The organism is Marinitoga sp. 1197 (genome assembly GCF_001021165.1).
GTDB lineage: Bacteria > Thermotogota > Thermotogae > Petrotogales > Petrotogaceae > Marinitoga.
In genome coordinates this window covers 1-4,976 of the sequence record NZ_AZAY01000030.1, presented here as the reverse complement: position 1 = coordinate 4,976, position 4,976 = coordinate 1, and the positions used below count along the sequence as shown (strand labels likewise).

1 tRNA gene and 3 rRNA genes are annotated in these 4,976 nt (G+C 54.4%); all 4 read left to right on the top strand.

Going from position 1 to position 4,976, the window contains the following annotated elements:
* Positions 1–74: 74 nt before the first annotated feature.
* The 4 genes from X275_RS08480 to rrf all read left to right on the top strand — a co-directional run bounded on the left by X275_RS08480 (position 75) and on the right by rrf (position 4,824).
* A 16S ribosomal RNA gene (locus X275_RS08480) occupies positions 75–1,616 on the top strand.
* A 39-nt stretch (positions 1,617–1,655) separates the two neighbouring features.
* A tRNA-Ala gene (locus X275_RS08475) sits at positions 1,656–1,731 on the top strand.
* Positions 1,732–1,761: 30 nt separating this feature from the next.
* Positions 1,762–4,677, top strand: a 23S ribosomal RNA gene (locus X275_RS08470).
* Positions 4,678–4,710: 33 nt separating this feature from the next.
* A 5S ribosomal RNA gene (rrf, locus tag X275_RS08465) occupies positions 4,711–4,824 on the top strand.
* The 16S, 23S and 5S rRNA genes sit together here with 1 tRNA gene alongside, the layout of an rRNA operon.
* The last annotated feature ends 152 nt before the right edge of the window (positions 4,825–4,976 follow it).

The following is a 4,976-nucleotide window of genomic DNA, read 5'->3' as shown; positions in this document are numbered from 1 at the left end:
AAGCTCCTTGACAAGTGAACAGAGACACCCAGCGGAAGTAAGAAGAGAGAGCGAAGAGATCGAACTCGAAGAGTTGGATGGAGGGTTTGATCCTGGCTCAGGGCGAACGCTGGCGGCGTGCTTAACACATGCAAGTCGAACGGGGAGGCTCTCTTCGGGGAGTAGTACCAGTGGCGAACGGGTGAGTAACGCGTAGGAAAGTGTCCTCCAGACCGGGACAACCATTGGAAACGATGGCTAATACCGGATGAGACCGAGAGGTGAAAGCGTGCTAAGGCATGGCTGGAGGAGCTGCCTGCGACCCATCAGGTAGTTGGTAGGGTAAAAGCCTACCAAGCCGACGACGGGTAGCCGGCGTGAGAGCGTGGCCGGCCACAGGGGGACTGAGACACGGCCCCCACTCCTACGGGAGGCAGCAGTGGGGAATATTGGACAATGGGGGAAACCCTGATCCAGCGACGCCGCGTGGAGGACGAAGTCCTTCGGGACGTAAACTCCTGAATTTATCGAACAATAAAGTGGGAAGGGAATGGCCCACAGATGAGGGTAGATAAAGAAAAGCCCCGGCTAACTACGTGCCAGCAGCCGCGGTAATACGTAGGGGGCGAGCGTTGCCCGGAATCACTGGGCGTAAAGGGGGTGTAGGCGGTCTAATAAGTCAGATGTAAAAGTACCTGGCTCAACCAGGGGGATGCGTCTGAAACTGTTAGACTTGAGGTTACTAGAGGGAGACGGAATTACCTGTGTAGCGGTGAAATGCGTAGATACAGGTAAGAAGGCCGGTGGTGAAGACGGTCTCCTGGGGTAAACCTGACGCTGAGGCCCGAAAGCTAGGGGAGCAAACCGGATTAGATACCCGGGTAGTCCTAGCCGTAAACGATGCCCACTAGGTGTGAGCGGTAGTACCGTTCGTGCTGAAGCTAAGGCGATAAGTGGGCCGCCTGGGGAGTACGTCCGCAAGGATGAAACTCAAAGGAATTGACGGGGACCCGCACAAGCGGTGGAGCGTGTGGTTTAATTCGAAGCTAAGCGAAGGACCTTACCAGGGCTTGACATGTAGGTAGTACCTCTTAGAGATAAGGGGGACCTAATACTTCGGTATTAGGAGCCTACACAGGTGGTGCACGGCCGTCGTCAGCTCGTGCCGTGAGGTGTTGGGTTAAGTCCCGCAACGAGCGCAACCCTTGCCGTTAGTTACCAGCACGTAAAGGTGGGGACTCTAACGGGACAGCCGCCGACGAGGCGGAGGAAGGAGGGGATGACGTCAGGTAATCGTGCCCCTTATGTCCTGGGCGACACACGCGCTACAATGGCAGGGACAGAGGGAAGCGAAGCTGAAAGGTGGAGCGAATCTCAGAAACCCTGCCCCAGTTCAGATTGCAGTCTGAAACCCGACTGCATGAAGCCGGAATCGCTAGTAATCGCAGGTCAGCCACACTGCGGTGAATACGTTCCCGGGTCTTGTACACACCGCCCGTCAAGCCACCCGAGTTGGAAACGCCCGAAGATGGTCAGGCTAACCGAAAGGAGGCCGGCTATTGAGGGTGGAGTCAGCGAGGGGGGCTAAGTCGTAACAAGGTAGGTGTACCGGAAGGTGCGCCTGGATCACCTCCTTTCTAAGGAGAAAGGGTGTCTCTGTTCAGTAGTGAAGGAGTGGGGTAGTAGCTCAATTGGGAGAGCGTCTGCCTTGCACGCAGAAGGCTAGGGGTTCAAGTCCCCTCTACTCCACCAGCTCATTGACAAGTGCATAGTGAAAGATAAGGTCAAGGTAAAAAGGGCTTACGGCGGATGCCTAGGCGACGGGAGGCGAAGAAGGACGTGGCAAGCTGCGAAAAGCCACGGGGAGCTGCAAGCGAGCGTAGATCCGTGGATATCCGAATGGGGGAACCCGAAAATCCCGAAAGGGAGGCGAACCCGGGGAAGGGAAACATCTTAGTACCCGGAGGAAAAGAAATCAAAAGAGATTCCCTGAGTAGTGGCGAGCGAAAGGGGAAGAGCCAAAACCATGTAGGTGTAAAAGGGTGCGGCCGTTGCCTACATGGGGTAGCGGGAAGTAATCGGAGCCGACTGCACGAGGCTCGGAGTGAAAGTATGTATAGCCGAATTGACTGGGAAGTCAAACCGAAGAGGGTGAAAGTCCCGTAGGCGAAATACATACGGAACTCTGGATTACTATCCCAAGTAGCGTGGGACACGAGGAATCCTGCGTGAATCAGGGTGGACCACCATCCAAGGCTAAATACTACCCGTCGACCGATAGCGGAAAAGTACCGTGAGGGAAAGGTGAAAAGGACCCCGGGAGGGGAGTGAAAGAGAACCTGAAACCGTAAGCCTACAAGAAGTGGGAGCTCGAAAGAGTGACCGCGTGCCTTTTGATTAATGTGCCCACGAATTGCATGTATTGGCGAGGTTAAGCCGGGAGAGGCGAAGCCGAAGTGAAAGCGAGCCTGAAAAGGGCGTAGAGTCAATATATGCAGACCCGAAGCCAGGTGAGCTATCCATGGGCAGGGTGAAGTTGCGGTGAAACGCAATGGAGGCCCGAACCGGTATGCAGTGAAACGCATTCGGATGACCTGTGGATAGGGGTGAAAAGCCAACCGAACCTGGTGATAGCTGGATCTCCCCGAAACGTGTGTAGGCACGGCCTCATACAAGACTTACGGGGGTAGAGCACTGATAGGCGTAGGGGGGTAACCTCCGAAACTTGTCAAACTCCGAATACCGTAAGTTAAAGTATGGGAGACAGACTGTGGGGGAAAAGCTCCATGGTCGAGAGGGAAACAGCCCAGACCGCCAGCTAAGGGCTCGAAGAGACAGCTAAGTGTGAAAGGTAGTGGACTGCCAGAGACAGCCGGGATGTTGGCTTAGAAGCAGCCATCATTAAAAGAGTGCGTAACAGCTCACCGGTTGAGGCGGACTGCGCCGAAAATGTAAGGAGGCTAAAGCTGTACTCCGAAGCTGCGGAATCTGCGGATTGGTAGGGGAGCATTGTGCAGTAGGGAGAAGGTAATTCGCGAGGATTACTGGACGAAGCACAAGAGCGGATGTGGGCATGAGTAACGAGAGGAAGGTGAGAATCCTTCCCCCCGAAAGCCCAAGGGTACCTGGGGAAGGGTCGTCCGCCCAGGGTAAGCCGGGACCTAAGGTGAATCCGAAAGGAGTAACCGATGGAAAACGGGTAAAAAATCCCGTGCCATATCTGTGCTGTCAAGATAAGAGGGGTGACGCAGAAGGTAAAGCCTCGTGAGCAAGTGGCAAGCTCATCCAAGCGCAAAGGTCGAAGAAACTTCCAGGGAAATCCGGAAGTGGAGGCTGAAGCGTGATGGGGAGGACATAAGTCCAACGAGGTGGTAGCCATGCTGCCAAGAAAAACCTCGCTTATCGGTACAGATATGCCCGTTCCGAAAACCGACACAGGTGGGTGAGCTGAGAAGGCTAAGGGGAGCAGGCTAACCTCCGCTAAGGAACTCGGCAAAATAGCCCCGTAACTTCGGGAGAAGGGGTGCTCCTTGATGTGGGCAACTGCATTGGGGAGTCGCAGTGACAAGGTCCAGGCGACTGTTTACCAAAAACACAGGACTCTGCGAACTCCAAAAGAGGACGTATAGGGTCTGACGCCTGCCCAGTGCCGGAAGGTTAAGGGGAGTGCTGAGAGGTACGAACCGAAGCCCCGGTAAACGGCGGCCGTAACTATAACGGTCCTAAGGTAGCGAAATTCCTTGTCGGGTAAGTTCCGACCTGCATGAATGGCGTAACGATTTGGACACTGTCTCAGCGGAGGGCCTGGTGAAATTACAGACTGGGTGAAGATGCCCAGTACCCGCAGTTAGACGGAAAGACCCCGTGGAGTTTTACTGTAGCCTGACATTGTAACTTGTCATGTTGTGTACAGGATAGGTGGGAGGCGAAGAAGCCTGCTCGCAAGGGTAGGTGGAGCCGCTGGTGGGATACCACCCTCAGCATGATGGGTTACTAACCATTAAGTGTGAAGAGCACAGATGGGACAGTGTTAGGTGGGCAGTTTGACTGGGGCGGTCGCCTCCTAAAGAGTAACGGAGGTGCGCGAAGGTAGGCTCATGTGGGTTGGAAATCCACAGGAGAGTGTAAAGGCAAAAGCCTGCCTGACTGCGAGACTGACAGGTCGAGCAGGGTGGAAACACGGTCTTAGTGACCCGGCGGATCCGAGTGGAAGGGCCGTCGATCAACGGATAAAAGTTACCCCGGGGATAACAGGCTTATCGCGCTCAAGAGTTCATATCGACGGCGCGGATTGGCACCTCGATGTCGACTCATCGCATCCTGGGGCTGAAGTAGGTCCCAAGGGTTGGGCTGTTCGCCCATTAAAGCGGTACGTGAGTTGGGTTCAGAACGTCGTGAGACAGTTCGGTCCCTATCTGCTGCGGGCGTAGGAAACTTGAGGGGGGTCACACCTAGTACGAGAGGACCGGTGTGAGGGTACCGCTGGTGAATCAGCTGTTCCGCCAGGAGCAGGAGCTGAGTAGCTATGTACCTGACCGATAACCGCTGAAAGCATCTAAGCGGGAAACGGGCCCCGAGATGAGGTTTCCCACTCTTCGGAGGTAAGGGCAGTTCGAGACTAGGACGTAGATAGGCCGGAAGTGTAAGTACAGTGATGTATTGAGCTGACCGGTACTAATAGCCCGAGGCCTTGACCTTATTAAGTAACTATGCACATGTGAATGAGTTTTGAGGGGTGCAGATACTGGATATGGAAACACGCGGAACCATGCCGAACCCGACCGTTAAGCATATCCAGGCCGATGGTAGTATGGGAAATCCATGCGAGAGTAGGTAGCGCCCCTCTTTTTATTTTACCCCCTGTTAAATCTGTTCTCTTATACACATCTCCGAGCCCACGAGACCGAGGCTGATCTCGTATGCCGTCTTCTGCTTGAAAAAAAAAAAACACGATCACACTTGAACACAATATAAGACAGGTCATAACAATTTAGAGT